Source organism: Pseudomonas sp. ASL3, assembly GCF_056680425.1.
In genome coordinates, this window is record NZ_CM155281.1 from 4,358,900 (window position 1) to 4,380,320 (window position 21,421).

General features: G+C 58.9%; 16 protein-coding genes. 14 read left to right on the plus strand and 2 right to left on the minus strand.

Annotation, left to right across the window (positions count from 1 at the left end; genetic code table 11):
- Positions 1-99: 99 nt before the first annotated feature.
- The 13 genes from secF to AC1MEE_RS20250 all read left to right on the plus strand — a co-directional run bounded on the left by secF (position 100) and on the right by AC1MEE_RS20250 (position 17,282).
- The gene (gene secF / locus AC1MEE_RS20190; RefSeq protein WP_480411332.1) at positions 100-2,352 is read left to right on the plus strand and encodes a protein translocase subunit SecF; all 2,253 of its coding nucleotides are present in this window, start codon (positions 100-102) and stop codon (positions 2,350-2,352) included.
- Positions 2,353-2,656: 304 nt separating this feature from the next.
- The gene (arcD, locus tag AC1MEE_RS20195) at positions 2,657-4,084 is read left to right on the plus strand and encodes an arginine-ornithine antiporter (protein ID WP_480411333.1); all 1,428 of its coding nucleotides are present in this window, start codon (positions 2,657-2,659) and stop codon (positions 4,082-4,084) included.
- A 33-nt stretch (positions 4,085-4,117) separates the two neighbouring features.
- Positions 4,118-5,374 carry an arginine deiminase gene (gene arcA, locus AC1MEE_RS20200; protein ID WP_480411334.1) on the plus strand — a complete coding sequence of 419 codons (1,257 nt, stop codon included), beginning with the start codon at positions 4,118-4,120 and terminating at the stop codon, positions 5,372-5,374.
- 24 nt (positions 5,375-5,398) lie between these two features.
- The gene (locus AC1MEE_RS20205) at positions 5,399-6,406 is read left to right on the plus strand and encodes an ornithine carbamoyltransferase (protein WP_480411335.1); all 1,008 of its coding nucleotides are present in this window, start codon (positions 5,399-5,401) and stop codon (positions 6,404-6,406) included.
- A 166-nt stretch (positions 6,407-6,572) separates the two neighbouring features.
- Positions 6,573-7,502, plus strand: coding sequence for a carbamate kinase (arcC, locus tag AC1MEE_RS20210; RefSeq protein ID WP_480411336.1), 930 nt, complete (start codon positions 6,573-6,575; stop codon positions 7,500-7,502).
- Positions 7,503-7,577: 75 nt separating this feature from the next.
- The gene (locus AC1MEE_RS20215; protein ID WP_480411337.1) at positions 7,578-7,931 is read left to right on the plus strand and encodes a DUF5064 family protein; all 354 of its coding nucleotides are present in this window, start codon (positions 7,578-7,580) and stop codon (positions 7,929-7,931) included.
- Positions 7,932-8,268: 337 nt separating this feature from the next.
- Entirely contained in the window at positions 8,269-9,777 is a 1,509-nt protein-coding gene (locus AC1MEE_RS20220; protein WP_480411338.1) for a sigma-54-dependent transcriptional regulator, read from the plus strand.
- A gap of 335 nt (positions 9,778-10,112) precedes the next feature.
- Positions 10,113-10,496 carry a glycine cleavage system protein GcvH gene (gene gcvH / locus AC1MEE_RS20225; RefSeq protein ID WP_480411339.1) on the plus strand — a complete coding sequence of 128 codons (384 nt, stop codon included), beginning with the start codon at positions 10,113-10,115 and terminating at the stop codon, positions 10,494-10,496.
- 9 nt (positions 10,497-10,505) lie between these two features.
- Positions 10,506-13,370 carry an aminomethyl-transferring glycine dehydrogenase gene (gene gcvP / locus AC1MEE_RS20230; RefSeq protein ID WP_480411340.1) on the plus strand — a complete coding sequence of 955 codons (2,865 nt, stop codon included), beginning with the start codon at positions 10,506-10,508 and terminating at the stop codon, positions 13,368-13,370.
- A 211-nt stretch (positions 13,371-13,581) separates the two neighbouring features.
- Entirely contained in the window at positions 13,582-14,958 is a 1,377-nt protein-coding gene (locus AC1MEE_RS20235) for an L-serine ammonia-lyase (RefSeq protein ID WP_480411341.1), read from the plus strand.
- A 73-nt stretch (positions 14,959-15,031) separates the two neighbouring features.
- Positions 15,032-16,156 carry a glycine cleavage system aminomethyltransferase GcvT gene (gene gcvT / locus AC1MEE_RS20240; protein WP_480411342.1) on the plus strand — a complete coding sequence of 375 codons (1,125 nt, stop codon included), beginning with the start codon at positions 15,032-15,034 and terminating at the stop codon, positions 16,154-16,156.
- A 329-nt stretch (positions 16,157-16,485) separates the two neighbouring features.
- On the plus strand, positions 16,486-16,698 hold the full coding sequence (locus tag AC1MEE_RS20245) for a cold-shock protein (RefSeq protein ID WP_480411343.1): 213 nt from the start codon (positions 16,486-16,488) through the stop codon (positions 16,696-16,698).
- Positions 16,699-16,793: 95 nt separating this feature from the next.
- Positions 16,794-17,282, plus strand: coding sequence for an RDD family protein (locus AC1MEE_RS20250; protein ID WP_480411344.1), 489 nt, complete (start codon positions 16,794-16,796; stop codon positions 17,280-17,282).
- Between the two features lie 129 nt (positions 17,283-17,411).
- On the opposite strand, the gene lptG is transcribed toward AC1MEE_RS20250, so the two are convergent.
- Both lptG and lptF read right to left on the minus strand, forming a co-directional pair.
- Positions 17,412-18,473 carry an LPS export ABC transporter permease LptG gene (gene lptG / locus AC1MEE_RS20255; RefSeq protein WP_480411345.1) on the minus strand — a complete coding sequence of 354 codons (1,062 nt, stop codon included), beginning with the start codon at positions 18,471-18,473 and terminating at the stop codon, positions 17,412-17,414.
- Positions 18,466-19,587 (minus strand): LPS export ABC transporter permease LptF, encoded by a 1,122-nt coding sequence (lptF, locus tag AC1MEE_RS20260; RefSeq protein WP_480411346.1) that lies wholly within the window; start codon positions 19,585-19,587, stop codon positions 18,466-18,468. Before lptF ends, lptG begins: the two co-directional genes overlap by 8 nt.
- Positions 19,588-19,915: 328 nt before the next feature.
- Here lptF and AC1MEE_RS20265 point away from each other — a divergent pair, with 328 nt between their 5' ends.
- The gene (locus AC1MEE_RS20265) at positions 19,916-21,406 is read left to right on the plus strand and encodes a leucyl aminopeptidase (protein ID WP_480411347.1); all 1,491 of its coding nucleotides are present in this window, start codon (positions 19,916-19,918) and stop codon (positions 21,404-21,406) included.
- Positions 21,407-21,421: the final 15 nt, after the last annotated feature.

Consider the following 21,421-nt stretch of genomic DNA (forward strand, 5'->3'; position numbering starts at 1 on the left):
ACGCAACGTTGACCACTCACTGTATAAGCTCGGGGAAAAACGTTCTCGGGGATCATCTGTTCCTGCGAATTGACTTCAGAAATTGCCAGAGCTCACCCCATGACCCGCACGCTGCAAAGCAGGCTCTTGTTTACCCTCGTGATGACCGTTCTGGTCGCATTGGTTGGCCTGACGTTTACCTCGGTGGTGCAACAGGTCCGCATGGGGCTGGAGTTTCGCGGCGGTTATGAAATTTATTACGTCGTCGATCCCCTGGCCGGGCACAGGCCGCTCATCCAGCAAGACTTGCAGGATACGGTGGATACGCTGCGCAAACGGGCTGACAGCCTTGGCATGCCTGAGCCAGAGATAAAAATCGAAGGACAAAATCATATACGCCTCAGGTTGGCCGGGCTGACATCCGCCGAGGAATCACGCTCCAGCCTGAGTGATCCTCAAGGGTTGCCGACGCAGCTGACCGAGAAATACACGCAAACCGTCGGCAGCGTACTCGGCCCTACCGCATTCGAACAAACCGTACTCGCCGGTCTGATCGCGATTGGCGCCGTCTTCCTGCTGCTGATCGGTCTCTACCGGACAGCGGGGCTGATCGCCTCGCTGGCGACCATCGTCTATGTGTGGGGATTGTTGATCCTGTTCAACTCCGCCCATGCCACCTTCTCACTCTCGGCGGTCGTGGCGTTCGTTCTCGGCATTGGTATTGCCGTAGACGCCAGCATCATCTGCTTCGAACGGATCCGCGAAGAGCTGAACCATACCGACGACCTTAAAGAAGCGGTGATGCGCGGCTTCGATCAGTCGCTGCTCACCATCCGCGACGCCAATCTGGTGACCGTTCTGGCAATGATCGTGCTTTTTGCCGCCAGTATCGGACCCATTCAGGGCTTTTCCCTGACGATACTGGCGAGCATCGTGGTCGGCATCACCACCCACTTCCTGCTGGTCCGACAACTGGCGCTGTGGCTGGCAGACAGCGGTTGGCTGACCTCCCGGAGGTTGATCGGCAAACCCAAGCCAACGACGGAAAAAAACGCCAGTCCCTTCGATTTCGCCGGCATCGGCAAGGTGGCTATCCTGGTGGCGCTGCTGACCATCATCAGCGGCAGCCTGTACTACCGCGCCCATGGCTTGAACATGGAGATCGACTCCACGGCAGGCACAGCGCTGGATATCGATTTGCCTCACCGTATCGGTCCACAGCATGCCTCGCAAATCTTCAGCGACGCCGGGGTCGTGCCCTCTGCCCTCGCGATAGGCGGCGTGCAGAACACTCATATTGCCGCGCGCTTCGATGAAGTCTTGCAGCCTGAGCAACTGAAGAATGTGATCAGCGCTTTCCAGGTCAAGCATCCGAAGGCTGTGTTTGAAGAAAGCGTCATCGATCCGATGATCGCTCGCGATTTCACCCGTCATGCCGTCCTGGCCATTTTGATCGCATTGGCGAGCATCACCGCGTTCATCAGCGCACGCTTCACCTGGCGTATCGCTGTGGCGACCATCGTGCCGATGATTCTCGATATTCTGTTGGTGTCAGCCATCTTCGCCCTGGGCAAACTCGAGGTGGACATCACCTACTTCGCAGCGATCCTCACGGTGATCGGCTATTCACTCAATGACAAAGTCGTGATGTTCAGCCGTATCAGTGAAAACCTGCGTTTAGAGGGACCCGACAGCCAGACGCCGCTGTCGGGACTGGTCAATCGCAGTATCGAGCAGACACTTGGACGTTCGATATATACCTTGCTGACCGTCTTGATAACCTCTGCCAGTCTGTACTTTTTCGCCTGCGCGCCGCTGCAAATGTTCTCGATTGCCCTGTTGATCGGGTTGATGTGCGGCACCTGCTCCTCACTGTTTATCTCCAGCTACCTGTGGCTGGCGCTGCAACCGGCTACCCAGCGTGCGGCAGAAGGCGACTCACGCAAGGCTTCAATCCTGCTGCTGTCATCGATCATGGTCCTCGTTGCCGTCGGCGCCACCGGCTGGGTACTCATTCCGCCAGCCACCCCCTCTGGCACCAGTCAGGATAAAAACACCAGCCTGGGCGATCTTTCCGCCTTTGCGAAAATCGCCCGCGATTCTCTGATCCTGGTCCAGAAAGGCGATATGACGGGTGCCAGGATGCGCATGGAACAGCTTGAAGACGAATGGGATCTGGCCGAGGAAAACCTGCGCAGCCTTAACACGTCCGATTGGACTATCGTGGACAAAGCGATCGACCGGGCCTTGTCACAGGTCCGCTCGAGCAGGCCGGTACCCGTAGATTGCGTTGCAGCGTTACAAGGGCTTTTGGCGCAAATTGCCCGAAAACAAGCACCCCAGGCACAAGCCCACGTTTTGACACACGGATAGATTACAACCCTCAACCGGGTTAACTATGTCAATCAGTCGAACGTTTAATAGCGCACACACACTCACACTACGCTCATAACTAACCTGAATAAAATTTGAACTTTTTTATTATGCCGCGGTACTGGAATGCCCAATGAAATAGCGCTGTGCAGGGCTTTTATCGTCATGCGACATTTTCAATCGGAAAACTCACTGGATCATTAACTGTCACGAAAAACAAGGCAGTTAGTTGATCTGGGTCATCGTTCAGCGCGGCTATCGGACCTACCTTTTCAGCATTACTTCTCCTGGATGGAGCTGCGCAATGTCTGAATCTCCCGGCAAACTTCGACTCGGCGCATTAGTCGCCCTGGTCGTGGGTTCAATGATTGGCGGGGGCATTTTCTCGCTGCCGCAGAACATGGCAGCCAGTGCTGACGCAGGGGCGATTTTAATTGGCTGGGCCATTACCGCAGTGGGCATGTTGACCCTGGCGTTCGTGTTTCAGACGCTGGCCAATCGCAAGCCCAATCTTGATGGCGGGGTCTACGCCTACGCTAAAGCAGGGTTCGGCGATTACATGGGTTTCTCGTCCGCCTGGGGTTACTGGATCAGTGCCTGGCTGGGCAACGTCGGCTACTTCGTCCTGCTGTTCAGCACCCTCGGTTATTTCTTCCCGATTTTCGGTCAGGGCAACACACCGGCCGCGATCATCGGCGCTTCGGTTTTGCTCTGGGCCGTGCATTTTCTGGTGTTGCGCGGGATCAAGGAAGCGGCGTTGATCAACCTGGTGACCACCGTCGCCAAAGTCGTGCCGCTGCTGTTGTTCGTATTGATTGCCTTCTTCGCCTTTAAGCTGAACATCTTCACCGCTGACATCTGGGGCATAGGTAACCCGGATCTGGGCAGTGTGATGAATCAGGTGCGCAACATGATGCTGGTCACCGTCTGGGTGTTCATTGGCATCGAAGGCGCGAGCATCTTCTCGGCCCGCGCCGAAAAACGTTCGGATGTGGGTAAAGCTACGATCATCGGCTTTATCACCGTGCTGCTGTTTCTGGTGCTGGTGAACGTGTTGTCGCTGGGGATCATGACCCAGCCCGAACTGGCCAAACTGCAAAACCCGTCCATGGCCGCGGTACTTGAGCACGTGGTCGGGCATTGGGGCGCGGTGCTGATCAGCGTTGGCTTGGTCATTTCCCTGCTCGGGGCGCTGCTGTCATGGGTGCTGCTGTGCGCCGAGATCATGTTCGCCGCGGCCAAAGACCACACCATGCCGGCTTTCCTAAAAAAGGAAAACGCCAATCAGGTGCCCGCCAATGCCCTGTGGCTGACCAATGCCATGGTTCAGGTGTTCCTGATCATCACCCTGTTCTCGGCCAGCACCTACCTGTCGCTGATCTACCTCGCCACCTCAATGATTCTGGTGCCGTACCTGTGGTCGGCGGCCTATGCCCTGCTGTTGGCGGTGCGCGGCGAGACCTACGAAAAAGCGCTGGCCGAGCGCAAGAAAGACCTGATCATCGGCGCCGTCTCGCTGATCTACGCACTGTGGCTGCTGTATGCCGGCGGGGTGAAATACCTGCTGCTGTCGGCCCTGCTCTACGCCCCCGGCGTGATTCTGTTCGCCAAGGCCAAACATGAGACTGGCCAACCCGTTTTCACCCACCTGGAGAAATTGATCTTTGCCGCCGTAGTCATTGGCGCGCTGGTCGCCGCCTATGGTCTCTACGACGGCTTCCTGACCCTGTAACCCCCCTGCTTAAGTCAATGGAGGAGCACTGATATGTCCACGGATAAAGTCAAACTCGGCGTCCACTCTGAAGTCGGCAAACTCCAAAAAGTCATGGTCTGCTCACCCGGCCTGGCCCATCAACGCCTGACCCCAAACAACTGTGACGAGCTGCTGTTCGATGATGTGATATGGGTCAATCAGGCCAAGCGCGACCACTTCGACTTTGTCACCAAAATGCGTGAGCGCGGTGTCGACGTGCTGGAAATGCACAACCTGCTGACCGACATCGTCGCCATTCCCGAAGCGCTGGACTGGATTCTCGAACGCAAGATTTCACCGAATACAGTCGGCATCGGCCTGGTCAATGAAGTCAGTGGCTGGCTGCGTAGCCTGGAGCCGCGCAAGATCGCCGAATTTCTGATTGGCGGTGTGTCCGCCGACGATCTGCCAAACAGTTTTGGTGGCAAGACCATCGAGATGTTCCGCGACTTTCTCGGCCATTCAAGCTTCATTCTGCCGCCGCTGCCCAATACCCAGTTCACCCGCGACACCACGTGCTGGATCTACAGCGGCGTCACGCTCAACCCCATGCACTGGCCTGCGCGTCGTCAGGAAACCCTGCTGGCGAGCGCCATCTACAAATTCCACCCGGATTTCGTCAACGCCGATTTCCAGATCTGGTACGGCGACCCGGACCAGGATCACGGCAGCGCCACCCTCGAAGGCGGTGACGTCATGCCCATCGGCAACGGTGTGGTGTTGATCGGCATGGGCGAACGTACGTCACGCCAGGCCATCGGCCAACTGGCGCAGAACCTGTTCAAGAACAAAGCGGTTGAGCGGGTGATCGTCGCCGGCCTGCCGAAATCTCGCGCCGCGATGCACCTGGACACCGTGTTCAGCTTCTGCGACCGCGACCTGGTGACGATCTTCCCGGAAGTGGTCAACCAGATTGTCGCGTTCAGCCTGCGCCCCGATGACAGCAAGCCAGGCGGCATCGACATCCGTCGCGAAGAGACCTCTTTCCTCTGCACCGTGGCCGCGGCGCTCAATCTCAAAGCCCTGCGCGTGGTTGAAACCGGCGGCAACAGCTTCGCCGCCGAACGCGAGCAATGGGATGACGGCAACAATGTGGTCGCGCTGGAACCAGGCGTGGTCATCGGCTACGACCGCAACACCTACACCAACACCCTGCTGCGCAAAGCCGGCGTCGAAGTCATCACCATCAGCGCCAGCGAACTGGGCCGCGGTCGCGGCGGCGGTCACTGCATGACCTGCCCGATCATTCGCGATCCGATCGATTACTAATCGTTTATTTAAGGGAGATTTACGATGGCTTTTAATATGCGCAACCGCAGCCTGCTGAGTTTGATGCACCACACCAACCGTGAGCTGCACTACCTGCTCGATCTGTCCCGCGACCTCAAGCGCGCCAAGTACACCGGTACCGAGCAGCAGCACCTCAAAGGCAAGAACATCGCACTGATCTTCGAAAAAACCTCGACCCGCACCCGCTGCGCCTTCGAAGTCGCGGCCCATGACCAAGGCGCCCACGTCACCTACATCGACCCGGTGTCGTCGCAGATCGGCCACAAAGAGAGCATGAAAGACACCGCTCGCGTGCTCGGCCGGATGTTCGATGCCATCGAGTACCGTGGTTTTGAACAGGAAATCGTCGAGGAGCTGGCCAAATTCGCTGGCGTGCCGGTGTTCAACGGCCTGACCGCCGAATTCCACCCGACGCAAATGATTGCCGACACCCTGACCATGCGCGAACACAGCGACAAGCCGCTGCATGACATCAGCTACGCCTATCTCGGCGATGCGCGCTACAACATGGGCAATTCGCTGCTGATGATCGGTGCCAAACTGGGCATGGACGTACGCATCGGCGCCCCCAAGGCACTCTGGCCTCATCCTGACTTCATTGCCCAGTGCAAAGCCTTCGCCGAGGAAAGCGGCGCGCGCATCACAATCACCGAAGATCCCAGGGAAGCGGTCAAGGGCGTGGATTTCATTCACACCGACATCTGGGTTTCCATGGGCGAACCGGTGGAAGCCTGGGACGAGCGCATCGAGCAACTGCTGGCGTATCAGGTCAACGCCAAGATGATGAAAGCATCAGGCAATCCCCGGGTGAAATTCATGCACTGCCTGCCGGCGTTCCACAACAGCGAGACCAAGGTCGGTAAAGACATCGCCAGCCGTTATCCGCATCTGGCCAACGGGGTTGAAGTCACCGAAGAGGTCTTCGAGTCACCGGCCAACATTGCCTTCGAGCAGGCGGAAAACCGCATGCACACGATCAAGGCGATTCTGGTGTCGGCGTTGGCCGGTTGATACGCCGCAAAACTTGTAGGAGCTGCCGCAGGCTGCGATCGACCGGGCTGGCGCTCCAGCGCGAAGCGGTCGTGTTATTGAAATCGCGAAGGTCGTGCCGACCTTATCGCAGCCTTCGGCAGCTCCTACACGGTTTTGCGCTACTCCCTCATAAAGGAAAAACACCATGCGTATCGTCGTTGCACTGGGCGGTAACGCCCTGCTCCGCCGTGGCGAGCCGATGACTGCGGACAATCAACGGCTGAATATCCGCATCGCCGCCGAACAAATCGCCAACATTGTCCCCGGTAACGAACTGGTGGTGGCCCATGGCAATGGTCCGCAAGTGGGTCTGTTGTCTTTGCAGGCAGCGGCCTATACGTCGGTCTCCCCTTACCCGCTGGACGTGTTGGGCGCCGAAACCGAAGGCATGATCGGCTACATGATCGAACAGGAGTTGGGCAATATACTGCCGATCGAAGTGCCCTTCGCCACCCTGCTGACACAAGTCGAAGTGGACGGCAAAGACCCGGCCTTTCAGCGCCCGAGCAAGCCCATCGGCCCGGTCTATTCAAAGCAGGATGCTGAGCGCCTGGCCGAGGAAAAAAGCTGGACCATCGCCCCGGATGGCGACAAATATCGACGCGTGGTGGCCAGTCCGAGACCCCAGCGCATCTTCGAGATCCGCCCGATCAAGTGGCTGCTGGAGAAAGGCTGCATCGTGATCTGCGCCGGTGGCGGCGGCATCCCGACGATGTATGGTGAGGACGGCAAGCTGCAGGGCGTGGAAGCGGTGATCGACAAAGACCTGTGCTCGGCCTTGCTCGCGGAGCAGCTGGAGAGTGATTTGCTGGTGATCGCCACCGACGTCGATGCCGCCTTTATCGACTGGGGCAAGCCTACGCAGAAAGCCATCGCCCACGCCCACCCCGATGAAATGGAAAAACTGGGCTTTGCCGCCGGCTCCATGGGGCCTAAAGTGCAGGCAGCCTGCGAGTTCGCACGCAACACCGGCAAAGTAGCGGTAATCGGCTCACTGGCGGATATCGAAGACATCGTCAACGGTAACGCCGGGACCCGGATCAGCAGCGCCACCCACGGCATTACCTACCGCTGAGCGCTACCCACCAGTGAACCCGGGGTAGACCGCAAGGTCTACCCCTCACTTATGTCCCGTAAAGGAGCAACGCACGTGTTCGAGCCTGGTCATTTGCATATCACTCGCGCTCCGATGCAGCCCCACGATTTTGGCTACGACATCCACATCCACTACGAAGTGCGACAGGACCCCAAGGAAGGTGCTTCGATGCATTTCGTCATGGAGGGCGAGATCAAAGGCAACGCGTTCAAGGACGAGTTTGAATTGCCCAAGGATATGGCCTTCAATTTTGCCAGCGAAGCGTTCCACATCGCCGTCAAGCATGGTATGCCGAAGGGCGCAGACCTGCGCACGATGCACGGTCAATACGATGCGATGTTCGAAGACATCCGCGAGAAGCTCAACATCAAGTCAGGCGACCCGGTGAAGCCCGAGCATTTGGAGTGACCGCTTCGCAGGCAAGCCTGCTCCCACACAGGCTGTGTGAAAACCTCCGCGACCGATTAACTGATTAAAAACTGACCTGAAAATCGCGTTCCTACGTGAAATTCAGGTCTGTCCAACAGCCGATCTATTTCAGAATTGACGTACGAACATGCAGTTCAGTTTTCTGTTGGGGTTTTCACACAGCCTGCACAGGATTAGCGTCGCCCACAGAATCTGTGGGAGCAGGCTTGCAACTACGCGTCCCGCTGCGAATGATCCAGCGCAGAGTGCCTGACGCGCCACCCATCAATTTGCTGGCATACTTGCCGCCCCTGCTGTCCAGAACCTTATTCGCCCCATGCGTATCCATGTCTGCTTTATCGACCGCGTTGGTATCACCCAGGAAGTACTGGCCATTCTGGGTGGACGGAATCTGAATCTGGACGCGGTGGAGATGGTACCACCCAACGTTTACATCGATGCCCCGACCCTCAGCCCAGAGGTGCTCGAAGAGTTGAAGGATGCGTTGTTCCGGGTGCGTGGTGTCGAAGCGATTACCGTGGTGGACATCCTTCCCGGCCAGCGTCGCCACCTGCAACTGGATGCCCTGCTCGCCGCCATGGCCGACCCGGTGCTGGCACTGGACAGCGCCGGCCATGTGCTGCTGGCCAACCCGGCGCTGATTGCGCTGTGCGGACGCGAACCTGCCGGTGAATCCGTCGCCGAATTGTTCGCTGACCCCAGCCTGCAAACCGCGCTGTTGGAAAACGGCTTTCGCCTGCCCTTGCGCGAAGTCACGCTCAATGGCGAGGCGTTGCTGCTTGATGCCACGCCAATAACCGATGCCGGCGCGCTGCTGACGTTGTATCTACCCAGCCGGATCGGCGAGCGTCTGGCCGCGCTGCACCATGATCACACGGATGGTTTCGACTCACTGCTGGGCGAATCGCCACCGATCCGTACGCTCAAGACCCGCGCGCAGCGAGTGGCAGCCCTCGACGCGCCTTTGTTGATTCAGGGCGAAACCGGTACGGGTAAAGAGCTGGTGGCCCGCGCCTGCCATGCCATCAGTACCCGTCATAGCGCCCCCTTTCTTGCCCTAAACTGCGCGGCACTCCCGGAAAACCTCGCCGAAAGCGAACTCTTCGGTTACGCCCCCGGCGCCTTCACGGGAGCGCAACGAGGTGGCAAACCGGGGCTGATGGAGCTGGCCAACCAAGGCACAGTGTTTCTCGACGAGATCGGTGAAATGTCGCCGTACCTGCAAGCCAAACTGCTGCGCTTTCTGAATGACGGCAGTTTTCGCCGCGTCGGGGGCGATCGTGAAGTGAAGGTCAACGTGCGGATTCTCAGTGCCACCCATCGCGATCTGGAAAAGATGGTCAGCGAAGGTACCTTCCGCGAAGACTTGTTCTATCGCTTGAACGTGCTCAACCTGGAAGTGCCACCACTGCGTGAACGCGGACAGGACATCCTGCTGCTGGCGCGTTACTTCATGGAGCAGGCCTGTGCGCAGATTCAACGACCGGTGTGCCGCCTGACGCCAGGCACTTATCCGGCGCTGCTGGGTAATCGCTGGCCGGGTAATGTGCGCCAGTTGCAGAACGTGATCTTCCGCGCAGCGGCCATTTGCGAAAGCTCGCTGGTGGATATCGGCGATCTGGATATCGCCGGCACCTCCGTGGCCCGACAAAGCGACGGCGAAGTCGCCAGCCTCGAACAGGCCGTCGAGGACTTCGAGAAAACCCTGCTGGAAAAGCTCTACGTCAACTACCCCTCGACCCGCCAACTCGCCAGCCGCCTGCAAACCTCCCACACCGCCATCGCCCATCGGCTGCGCAAGTATGGGATACCGGGGAAAGGTTGATATTCGCAGGCAAGCCTGCCCACAAAAATCACGCGCACCCTGTGGGAGCCAGGCTTGCCTGCGAAAAGCCGCCTCAAATCTGTACTGAAACCACTACAGCGGAACGATTTCGCTACAGAGCCCCCTTGCCCGTGCTCAGTAAGGCTTTGATTCTGTAAGGGCTTTATATCGCCTATCAACTGTAGCGATTTCGCTACAGCACAAGCATACCCTCCTTCGACAAACACAGTAACTTGTTGATTTATAACGATTAACCAACATTGGCCGCAAACTTGCTATGTACTTGCCCATGACACTCGTGCAGGTCACGAGCTTTTGCCCCTTGAGGAGTTTTTATGAGCGAGTTGCGATTCACGGTCGATCACGAATGGCTGCGTGCCGAAGCGGATGGCAGCATCACTGTTGGCATTACCCCTTACGCGCAAGAGTCGCTGGGTGATGTGGTGTTCGTGCAACTCCCGGAACTGCAGGCTTACACGCAACACGCCGAAGCCTCGGTGGTTGAATCAGTGAAGGCCGCCAGCAGCATCAACATGCCGCTCAATGGCGAAGTGGTCGAAGTCAACGCCGCGCTCGATGCAACCCCTGAACTGGTCAACGAAGACGCACTGGGCGCCGGCTGGTTCTTCCGCTTCATCCCGGAAGACGCCAATACCATCAACGCCTTGCTCGATCAAGACGCCTACGACCGCCTGATCAAAGCCAACGCCGACGCCTGAGGAACAGACATGACTGACCGTATCGAGTTGAGCACCGCCAACGAATTCATCGCGCGCCACATCGGCCCGCGCCAGGCTGACGAAACAGCCATGCTCGCCACCCTGGGCTTCGACTCCCTGGAAGCGTTGAGCGCCAGCGTCATCCCCGACAGCATTAAGGGCACCAGCGTGCTCGACCTGCCTGCCGGGCAAAGCGAAGCCGACGCCCTGGCGTCGATCAAGGCCATCGCCAGCAAAAACCAGCTGTTCAAGACCTACATCGGCCAAGGCTATTACAACTGCCACACCCCGGCACCGATCCTGCGCAACCTGCTGGAAAACCCGGCCTGGTACACCGCCTACACGCCCTACCAGCCAGAGATTTCCCAGGGCCGTCTGGAATCGCTGCTGAATTTCCAGACCCTGATCAGCGACCTGACCGGCCTGCCCATCGCCAACGCCTCGTTGCTCGATGAAGCCACGGCTGCCGCTGAAGCCATGACCTTCTGCAAACGCTTGAGCAAGAACAAGAGCAGCCACCTGTTCTTCGCCTCCAGCCATTGCCACCCGCAAACCCTCGACGTGTTGCGCACGCGTGCCGAACCTCTGGGCATCACTGTCGTGGTCGCTGATGAAAGCGAATTGAGCGATGTCAGCGAATATTTCGGTGCACTGCTGCAATACCCGGCAAGCAACGGTGATCTGTTCGACTACCGCGAGCTGGTCGAGCGCTTCCACGCGGTTCATGCACTGGTAGCCGTTGCTGCTGACCTGCTGGCCCTGACCTTACTGACCCCACCGGGTGAGTTCGGCGCAGACGTGGCCATCGGCAGCGCGCAACGCTTTGGCGTGCCACTGGGCTTCGGTGGCCCGCACGCCGCTTACTTCTCGACGCGCGATGCGTTCAAGCGCGACATGCCGGGCCGCCTGGTCGGCGTGTCGGTCGATCGTCACGGCAAGCCAGCCTTGCGCCTGGCCATGCAAACCCGCGAGCAACATATCCGTCGCGAAAAGGCCACCAGCAACATCTGCACCGCGCAGGTTCTGTTGGCCAACATCGCCAGCATGTATGCGGTCTACCACGGCCCACGCGGCTTGACGAAAATCGCCAAACGCACCCATCAACTGACCGCGATCTTCGCCCAGGGCCTGAGCCAGTTGGGGTTGAGCGTCGAACAGACGTTCTTCTTCGACAGCCTGACCCTGGTCACCGGTGCCGACACGGCCGCGCTGCATGCCAAGGCTCGCGCACAACAGATCAACCTGCGTGAAATCGACGCCCAGCGCCTCGGCCTGTCGTTCGACGAAACCATCCAACAGGCCGACGTCGAAGCCTTGTGGCAAGTGTTCGCGGCTGATGGCCAGAGCCTGCCGGACTTCGCCGCCTTGGCCTCCAGCGTCGAATCGCGCCTGCCTGCCGCGCTGTTGCGTCAATCGCCGATCCTCAGCCATCCGGTATTCAACCGCTACCACTCCGAAACCGAGCTGATGCGCTACTTGCGTCGTCTGGCTGACAAGGACCTGGCGCTGGACCGCACCATGATCCCGCTGGGCTCGTGCACCATGAAGCTCAACGCCGCCAGCGAAATGATCCCGGTGACCTGGGCCGAGTTCGGCAACCTGCACCCATTCGCGCCTGCCGAGCAGAGCCAGGGCTACCAGCAACTGACTGACGAACTGGAGGCGATGCTCTGCGCCGCCACCGGTTACGACGCCATTTCGTTGCAGCCTAACGCCGGTTCCCAGGGTGAATACGCTGGCCTTCTGGCGATTCGTGCCTTCCACCAAAGCCGTGGCGAAGACCGTCGCGACATCTGCCTGATCCCGTCTTCGGCCCACGGCACTAACCCGGCCACCGCCAACATGGCTGGCATGCGTGTTGTCGTGACCGCTTGCGACGCACGCGGCAACGTCGATATCGAAGACCTGCGCGCCAAGGCCATCGAGCACCGCGAACATTTGGCGGCGCTGATGATCACTTACCCGTCGACCCACGGCGTGTTCGAGGAAGGCATCCGCGAAATCTGCGGGATCATCCATGACAACGGCGGCCAGGTGTACATCGATGGCGCCAACATGAACGCGATGGTCGGACTCTGCGCACCGGGCAAGTTCGGCGGCGACGTGTCGCACTTGAACCTGCACAAGACTTTCTGCATCCCCCACGGTGGTGGCGGCCCGGGCGTTGGCCCGATCGGCGTCAAATCGCACCTGACCCCGTTCCTGCCTGGCCACGGCCACATGGAGCGCAAGGAAGGCGCGGTCAGCGCAGCACCGTTCGGCAGCGCAAGCATTCTGCCGATCACCTGGATGTACATCCGCATGATGGGTGGCGAAGGCCTCAAACGCGCTTCGCAATTGGCAATCCTCAATGCCAACTACATTTCCCGTCGTCTGGAAGAGCATTACCCCGTGTTGTACACCGGCAGCAATGGTCTGGTGGCTCACGAATGCATCCTCGACCTGCGCCCGCTCAAGGACAGCAGCGGCATCAGCGTCGATGACGTGGCCAAGCGCCTGATCGACTTTGGCTTCCACGCCCCGACCATGTCGTTCCCGGTAGCTGGCACCTTGATGATCGAGCCGACCGAAAGCGAATCCAAGGAAGAACTGGACCGCTTCTGCGAAGCCATGATCCGCATTCGCGAAGAGATTCGCGCAGTGGAAAACGGTGCGCTGGACAAGGAAGACAACCCGTTGAAAAACGCGCCACACACCGCTGCCGAAATCGTCGGTGAGTGGACGCATCCGTACAGCCGTGAGCAAGCGGTTTACCCGGTTGCCTCGTTGATCGAAGGCAAATACTGGCCACCGGTGGGTCGCGTCGACAACGTGTTTGGCGATCGCAACCTGGTCTGCGCCTGCCCGTCCATCGAGAGCTATCAAGACGCCTGATCGGGATGGGGCTACTGTGCAAGCAGTGGCCCCTGTTTATGCGGTGTGCCTGACACGCCGCCTTCGCGAATAAATTCGCTCCCACAGGTTCTGCGCCTGCCACAAATCATCCGGAGAGCCGGATCCTGTGGGAGCGAATTTATTCGCGAATGGCTTCACGCGGTGTGTCAGATACACCTCACTCACAACAACAAAAAACCGGAGTGCAACCATGTCACTGAGCGTGTTTGACCTGTTCAAGATTGGCATCGGCCCCTCCAGCTCGCATACCGTGGGCCCGATGCGGGCTGCAGCCCGGTTCGCCGAAGGTCTGCGCCGCGACGACTTGCTGGCGGTAACGACCTGCATCAAGGTCGAGCTGTATGGCTCGCTGGGTGCTACCGGCAAGGGCCATGGCAGTGACAAAGCGGTGCTGCTGGGCCTTGAAGGCGAGCACCCCGACACGGTCGATACCGAGACCATCGCCGAACGCCTGCATCAGATTCGCAGCAGCGGACGCTTGAACCTGCTCGGCGAACACAGCATCGAATTCGTCGAAAAACAACACCTGGCCATGATCCGCAAACCCTTGGCATACCATCCCAACGGCATGATCTTTCGTGCCTTCGATGGCGCCGGCTTGCAGATTCGCAGCCGCGAGTATTACTCGGTCGGTGGCGGTTTTGTCGTCGATGAAGACGCCGCCGGCGCTGACCGGATCGTCGAAGACAGCACGCCGCTGACCTACCCGTTCAAAAGCGCCAAGGATTTGCTCAGCCATTGCACCACTCATGGCTTGTCCATCAGTCAGTTAATGCTGGCCAACGAAGCCGCCTGGCGCCCGGAAGCGGAAACCCGCCAGGGCCTGCTGCACATCTGGCAGGTCATGCAGGATTGCGTGAAAGCGGGATGCCGCAATGAAGGCATCTTGCCAGGCGGCTTGAAGGTCAAACGCCGGGCCGCAGCGCTGCACCGTCAGCTGTGCCAAAACCCGGAAGCGGCCTTGCGCGATGCGCTGTCGGTGCTCGACTGGGTCAACCTGTACGCCCTGGCGGTCAATGAAGAAAACGCCAATGGCGGCCGGGTTGTCACCGCACCCACCAACGGCGCGGCGGGCATCATCCCGGCGGTGCTGCATTACTACATGCGCTTTATTACCGGCGCCAACGAAGACGGCGTCGTGCGCTTTCTGCTCACGGCGGCGGCGATTGGCATCCTCTACAAAGAAAACGCCTCGATTTCTGGCGCCGAAGTCGGCTGTCAGGGCGAGGTGGGCGTGGCCTGCTCGATGGCGGCCGGGGCGTTATGCGAAGTATTGGGCGGCAATGTCCAGCAGGTGGAAAACGCTGCCGAAATCGGCATGGAGCATAACCTGGGCCTGACCTGCGACCCGATTGGTGGATTGGTGCAGGTGCCCTGCATCGAGCGCAATGCCATGGGTTCGGTCAAAGCCATCAATGCCGTGCGCATGGCGTTGCGTGGCGACGGTCAGCACTATGTCTCCCTCGACAAAGTGATCCGCACCATGCGCCAGACCGGCGCCGATATGAAAAGCAAGTACAAGGAAACCGCCCGAGGCGGGCTGGCCGTGAATATTATCGAGTGCTGAAAACAGCCTCATGACATCGACTGGATTCGTCTTTTCTGCAGGCGAGTCCGGGAAAAATCCAAGGAGTCCTTCAATGTCCACCGAACAACTGTTAACCACGCCACTTCATGCCCTGCACCGCGAACTCGGTGCCAAAATGGTGCCGTTCGCCGGTTACGACATGCCCGTGCAATACCCCGCTGGCGTACTCAAGGAACACCTGTACACCCGCGCCCAGGCCGGACTGTTCGATGTGTCGCACATGGGCCAGATTCGCCTGACCGGCGCCGACGCCGCCAAGGCGCTGGAAACCCTGGTACCGGTGGACATCATCGACTTGCCCAGGGGCATGCAGCGCTACGCAATGTTCACCAACGAGAGCGGTGGCATCCTCGATGACCTGATGGTCGCCAACCTCGGCAACAACGAGTTGATCCTGGTGGTCAACGCAGCCTGCAAGGATGACGATCTGGCGCACTTGCAAAAGCATCTGGCTGGCCAGTGCGAGATCCAGTCACTGTTCGAAGAGCGCGCCCTGCTGGCTCTGCAAGGTCCGGAAGCGGTGACCGTCCTCGCGCGTCTGGCCCCGGAAGTGGCTCAGATGACCTTCATGCAGTTTGCCCGTGTCAGCTTGCTGGGCACCGACTGCTACGTCAGCCGCTCCGGCTACACCGGTGAAGACGGTTTTGAAATCTCGGTTCCGGCCGATCAAGCAGAAAACCTGGCCCGCCATCTGCTGGCTGAGCCGGAAGTCGAGCCCATCGGCCTAGGTGCCCGGGACTCTCTGCGTCTGGAAGCCGGCCTGTGCCTGTATGGCCACGACATGAATACCGAGACCACGCCGATTGAGGCCAGCCTGTTGTGGGCGATCTCCAAGGTTCGACGTGCCGATGGCGCGCGTGCCGGCGGTTTCCCCGGTGCAGAAAAGATCTTCGCCCAACAGCAAACCGGTGTGAGCCGCAAGCGCGTCGGCCTGTTGCCACAAGAGCGCACGCCGGTACGTGAAGGCGCGGAAATCGTCGATGCCCATGACAAAGTCATCGGCACCGTCAGCAGCGGCGGCTTCGGTCCGAGCCTCGGCGGGCCGTTGGTCATGGCCTACCTGGACACTGCTCACACCGCTCTAGACAGCGAAGTCTGGGCCATCGTACGGGGCAAGAAAGTGCCGATGAAAGTCAGCAAAATGCCGTTCGTGGCGCAGCGTTACTATCGCGGTTAAGGGCGATTCAAGAGCGCTGTTAGTCCACAGCGCTTTTTGCTTATAACGGCGGAAATGGGTCAAAAACTATCGATCCTCTCCCATCGGTAAAACTTTTCAAACACCCCCTGAGAGCGCCTGAAACCGGGCCTGGGCAGGGGTTGTTTTTTCGGCCGAAGTTAGCGTAGAGTTTCTGAACTGTGTTTGCATGGGTCGCTTGAATCGTGACCTGGGCAGTAGCGCCAATATTTGCTACATCCCGCTCTACGCTTCTTACTTCCTGCAACCAGCCCAGTACTCTTTCAGGTGAAAGGGGCTGTCATTAATTCAAGCTCCAGGGAAATAAGAAAATGTCGAATCGTCAGAGCGGTACCGTCAAGTGGTTTAACGACGAAAAGGGTTTTGGTTTTATCACTCCAGAGAGCGGTCCGGATCTGTTCGTCCATTTCCGCGCTATTCAGGGCAGCGGCTTCAAGAGCCTGAAAGAAGGCCAGAAAGTGACCTTCATTTCGGTTCAGGGCCAGAAAGGCCTGCAGGCAGATGAAGTGCAAGCCGCAGACTAAATAGCAGAAGCGAAAAAGCCCCTTATGGTGACATTAGGGGCTTTTTTATGGCCGGGATTCCGTAAAATGAATTCTTTTGCTGCCGAGAGTCCGCCATGTCGACACACCTGCTCCGCCCACAAGGCGACTTCCCCATTGCGGGCCTGGGCCGTCGCCTGGCAGCGATGTTTTATGACGCCCTGCTGTGCATCGCCCTGCTCATGGTCACGACCTTCATTTACAAGCTGATCCTGATGGCCTTTATGGGCGAAGCCAAATTGCGCGCCTTGTCCGAATCCGGCTCAATGGATGGCGATCCGCTGCTTTCGACGATTCTACTGTTTGTGCTGTTCGGCTTCTTCGCCAAGTTCTGGACCCACTCAGGTCAGACCCTCGGCATGCAGGTGTGGGGCATTCGCGTGCAGAACGCAGACGGTACCGGCATCAGCCTGTGGCAGGCACTGTTGCGCTTCGTTGTCGCCATCGGCTCATGGCTGTGTGGGGGACTGGGTTTTGTCTGGGTGCTGGTCGACAAGCAGAAGCGCAGCTGGCATGACATCTATTCCAACAGCCAGTTGGTGCAGATACCCAAGCAGAAGAAGTAAGAAGGGGAAATCAGTCGTGAGGGGACTGATTTATTTTCAGCGCCTCATCGAAAATCAATCTGTCCCTGGTGCCGCCGGGGACAGATTGATTTTTCAAAGAGCGCGAAAAATAAATCAGTCCCCTTGACCTCAACCAGCTCTACGCAGCAGCCAGATCCCGACCACGGCACAGATCCCGGAAGGAACCAGCACCGCGAACAGTGGCGAGAAACCGAACACCAGGCTCGACGGCCCGAGCAGGTCCTGGCCGATGCGGAACGTGAACCCGACCAGCACCCCGGTAAACACTCGCTGACCCAGGGTCACCGAGCGCAATGGACCGAAGATGAACGAAATCGCCATCAACACCAGCGCCGTCGTGACCAGCGGTTGCAAGACCTTGGTCCAGAATGCCAGCCAGTAACTGCTGTTGTTCAGGCCCTGATCAGCGAGGTAATGCACGTAACTCCACAAGCCGCTGATCGACAGCGCATCCGGCGGCAGGACCACGGTGTCAAGCAATTGCGGGCTGAGGGCGACGTCCCAGCGCAGGGACGGGGCAGTGATGACTTCGGTACTGCCGTCGTGGAAGAACGTCGTCGTCACGTCGTTCAGTTCCCAGTAGTCGTTGTGGAACGTGCCCTTTTTGGCAAAGCTTGCGAACTGCATATGGCGTTGATCGTCGAAGCCATAGCGTGTCACGCCATACAGCAACCCGTTGGGCTGCACGGTGTTGATGTGAATGAATTCTTCGCCCTGACGGTGCCACAGGCCGTATCTGCCGGTTTGTGCGTCACCGATACCCTGAGCATAGGAACGGTTGGCCTGAGCCTTGTTTTCACTGACCGGGGCGACATACTCGCCAATCAGCACGCCAGCAAGCATCAGCACCAGCATAGGCTTCATCACGGCCCAGACGATGCGCCCGATGGAGACACCCGCTGCGCGCATGATGGTCAGTTCGCTGTTGCTGGCCAGACTGCCCAGGCCGACCAGACAGCCGATCAGAGCAGCCATCGGCAACATATCGTAGACACGCCGAGGCGCGGTCAACAGCACGAAGGAGCAAACGTCGGCCAAGGTGTAGTTTTCGCTGATATCGTTCACTTCATCGATGAACGAGAACAGCGAGGCCAGCGCCAGAATGACGCCCAGTACCCCAAGAATCGAGACTAAAACACTCTTGCCTATGTAGCGATCGATTTTAACCATGGGCCACCTCCTTCAGGCTGCGACGACTCGCCATCGTCAGCCGCAGAGGTTCCCAGTACAGCAACATCAGTCCGATACCCAGAAACAGCAGATGCACCCACCACAGCCCCAGACCGAACGGAATTTTGCCGCGATCCATCGCGCCTCGAGCGGCAATCAAAATGGTCAGATAAGCCATATACAGAAGAATCGCCGGAAGCAGCTTGAGGAAACGTCCCTGACGCGGGTTGGCCCGGGACAGCGGGACCGCCATCAATGTCACGATGAACACCAGCAACGGCAGTGACAGTCGCCACTGCAATTCGGCCTTGTAGCGAGGGTTGTCATTGCCGAACAGATCGCGGGTAGGAATTGCCTCGCGGTCGGTGACTTCCTCGCTGATCTCCGGTTTGGGCAACAGCGCACCGTAGGTGTCGTATTTGATGGCGCGGTAATTGGCCTCACCAGGGTTGCCGTCATAGCGATAACCGTTTTCCAGAATCAGGTAGCGGGTACCGTCAGGCCGGACCTCCTGGTGCCCCTTCTCGGCGACCAGCACAGAGATCCCCTGCTGCTTGGTCTTGTCCTGGGACATGCGTTTTTCCGAGATGAATACCCCGCCCAAACGCGCGCGGTCCTCGGAAAGCGTCTCGGTGTAGGTTATCCGTGAGCCGTCGCGCAGCGCCTGGAATCGGCCGGGGACCAGCGTGTCGAATTCAGTCAGCGCATCCTGCTGATTGGCGATCAGCGCAACCCGCGCGGATCCTTGCGGTGCCAACCCCAGACTCAACCAGGCCACCAACAACGCAACCAATGTCGCTGGCGCCAGGGTCATCCACAGCAGGCGTCGCTGGCTCATGCCGGTGGCGGCCAGTACGGTCATCTCGCTTTCCAGATACAGCCGCCCATACGCCAGAAGAATGCCCAAAAACAGACCCAGTGGCAGGATCAGTTGCAAAAAACCGGGCATACGAAAGCCCATGATCATGAACAGCACGCCGGGGTCGAGCATGCCCGATGCGGCTTGCGCCAGGTATTTAATGAAACGTCCGCTCATGATGATTACCAACAACACAGCGCTGACAGCGCTCAAGGTAACCAGCACTTCTCGGGACAGATAACGAAAAACAATCAAACCAGACACTCCAGGGTTGTCAGGCTCAGGCGGCCAAACAAAAAAACCAATCAGCCACGATGATTACAGGTTCGCAAAGGCGAACCACCTAAAAAATATGCGGCATTATCCTGTGATTGGGGGTGTATGTCACTGCGCACTCTCTATAGACGCTCGATACAGCAATATCCTGACAGTGTGTAACGTAGCGAGCGAAGGGTTGTCAGGGTCCGTGCGTCAGGGTCAAACTGCGGGCCTTGCCGCAAGTTTCACAGATACGAGATACCTCTCTGTGACTGCGCGCGTCATTTATTCTGCGAAAACTCACAGTTTATTCGGGGACCCCGACATGGAATTCGTTGTAAAAAGTGCAAGTCCAGAAACCTTGAAAACCGCCACATTGGTGGTCGCCGTCGCAGAAGGTCGTAAACTCGGCGTCGTCGCAAAAAGCCTCGACACCCTCAGTGGTGGCGCAATTGCCGCCGTTCTCAAGCGTGGCGATCTGGCTGGCAAAGTCGGTCAAAGCCTGTTGCTGCACAGCCTGCCCAACCTGAAAGCCGAGCGCGTGCTGCTGGTTGGCGTGGGTAAAGAAGACGAGTTGTCTGACCGTCAGTTCCGCAAAGTCGTCAGCGGCGTGTTGTCCGTACTCAAAGGCCTGGGTGGCAGCGATGCGGTGTTGGCCCTCGATGAACTGGTCGTCAAGAATCGCGATGCCTATGGCAAAGCGCGCCTGCTGGTAGAAACCCTGGCCGACGGTGAATACGTGTTCGATCGTTTCAAGAGCCAGAAAGCCGACCCTCGCGCCCTGAAAAAAATCACCCTGCTGACCACCAAAGCAGCACAGGCTGACACTGAGCGCGCCGCGACTCACGCAGCCGCCATCGCCACGGGCATGGCCTTCACCCGTGACCTGGGCAACCTGCCGCCTAACCTCTGCCACCCGAGCTATCTGGCCGAAGAAGCGAAGGCTCTGGGTAAAGAACACAAGAACCTCAAAGTCGAGATCCACGACGAGAAGAAGCTCAAGGAACTGGGCATGGGCGCGTTCCTGGCTGTGGCTCAGGGCAGCGAACAACCACCGCGCCTGATCGTGATGAACTACCAGGGCGGCAAGAAAAGCGAACAGCCGTACGTGCTGGTCGGCAAAGGCATCACCTTTGACACCGGCGGCATCAGCATCAAGCCTGCCCCCAGCATGGACGAAATGAAGTACGACATGTGCGGCGCCGCCAGTGTGTTCGGTACCCTGCGTGCTGTGCTCGAGCTGCAATTGCCGATCAACCTGGTGTGCCTGCTGGCCTGCGCCGAGAACATGCCGAGCGGCCGCGCCACGCGCCCGGGCGATATCGTCAGCACCATGAGCGGCCAGACCGTCGAAATCCTCAACACCGACGCCGAAGGCCGTCTGGTGCTGTGCGACACCCTGACCTATGCCGAACGCTTCAAGCCACAAGCAGTGATCGACATCGCGACCCTGACCGGCGCCTGCATCGTCGCGCTGGGCGGCCACACCTCCGGCCTGATGGGCAACAACGATGCGTTGATCGGGCAACTGCTCGACGCCGGCAAACAGGCCGACGACCGCGCCTGGCAATTACCGTTGTTCGATGAGTACCAGGAGCAGCTTGATAGCCCGTTCGCCGACGTTGCCAACATTGGCGGCCCCAAAGGTGGCACCATCACGGCGGGTTGCTTCCTGTCACGCTTCGCCAAGGCTTACAACTGGGCGCACCTGGACATCGCTGGCACCGCGTGGCTGAGCGGCGGCAAGGAGAAGGGCGCCACTGGCCGTCCGGTTCCGTTGCTGACTCAATACCTGCTCGACCGCGTCGGCGCGTAAAGCGCCTGTGGGCGT